Source organism: Neisseria weixii, from assembly GCF_042658245.1.
GTDB lineage: Bacteria > Pseudomonadota > Gammaproteobacteria > Burkholderiales > Neisseriaceae > Neisseria > Neisseria weixii.
This window is the reverse complement of sequence record NZ_JBHSPY010000069.1, coordinates 1-1,343: the sequence shown is the minus strand read 5'-3', so window position 1 is coordinate 1,343 and position 1,343 is coordinate 1. Positions and strand designations below refer to the sequence as shown.

General features: G+C 58.5%; 1 pseudogene. It reads left to right on the top strand.

Annotation, left to right across the window (positions count from 1 at the left end):
- Nucleotides 1–1,343 (top strand): annotated as a pseudogene (locus ACFPVS_RS13610) (hemagglutinin repeat-containing protein); the annotation flags it as partial.

Sequence of the window (1,343 nt, the reverse complement as noted above, 5' to 3'; positions counted from 1 at the left end):
CTTGACAGCCCGGCGCTTAAATATCAGGAAAATGCCTCACTCGGCAAGCTTCAAAATCTGGCAATAGCCGCCGCCCTCAACCCAACCGCCGTTACCCACGGCGGCAGCACCCCTGCGCCCGTTAAAACCCTCAACACCGCCACCAAGCTGCCGACTTCCGGCCTGTATGCCGTCAACCCGGCCAACCCGTCGTATCTGGTCGAAACCGATCCGGCCTTTGCCAATGACAAACAATGGCTGGGCAGCGGCTATATGCTCAACGCCCTCAACCTCGACCCGAGCCATATGCACAAACGCCTGGGCGACGGCTATTACGAACAAAAACTGGTGAACGAGCAAATCGCCCGCCTAACCGGCTACCGCCGCCTCGACGGTTATACCAACGACGAAGAACAGTTCAAAGCCCTGATGGAAGCCGGCATCACCTTCGCCCGCCAGCAGCAGCTCACACCGGGCATCGCCCTTTCGCCCGAACAAGTGGCGCGGCTTACTGCCGACATCGTTTGGCTGGAAACGCAAACCCTGACCTTAATCGACGGCAGCACGGTTGACGTATTGGCACCCAAAGTCTACCTCACCGTCAAACCCGGCGACATCAATGCCCACGGCGGCTTAATCAGTGCCGACAAGCTGGCAGTGGACGGCGCGGGCAGCATCGTCAACAGCGGCACTCTGGCCGGACGCAAGATTGTGGACTTATCCGCCACCGATATCCAAAACAGCGGTGTGGTTCAAGGCGGTAAAGTACAATTGCGCGGCCAAGACGTAAACATCGACGGCGGCACCGTTGAAGCCGACACCCTCCTCGCCGTCGAAGCCGGCCGCATCCGCGTTGCCTCCACGACATCCACCCACGGCGACGGACGCAACGGCCAAACCCAAATAGACCGTGTGGCCGGTTTGTATGTCAACAATGCTTCAGACGGCCTCTTAAGCCTCAAAGCCAACGAAAGCATCGACTTTGTCGCCGCCGACCTGCGCAACGAAGCAGCCAAGGGTCAAACCCAAATCGTTTCAGACGGCCGCATCGGTTTGGGTACCGCCAAACTCGAGTCACACGGCAAACGGGGCGGATTGAGCGATAAAAACCACCGCCACATCAGCCAAACCTCCGAAGCAGGTACAAGCATCAGTACCTCGGGCGATATCCTGCTTTCCGCCAAAGACGGTTTGACCGTCCGCCAAGGCAGCATTGCCAGCGATAAAGGCAGGGTTACCCTCTCCGGCCGCAACGTCCATATCACCGAAGGCCGCCAAACTCTGGACTTGGACGAATCGGTTTACAGCAAATCGCGCAGCATCGCTTCTAAAAAAACTTCACTCGACCAATACCGCCGCCGGCA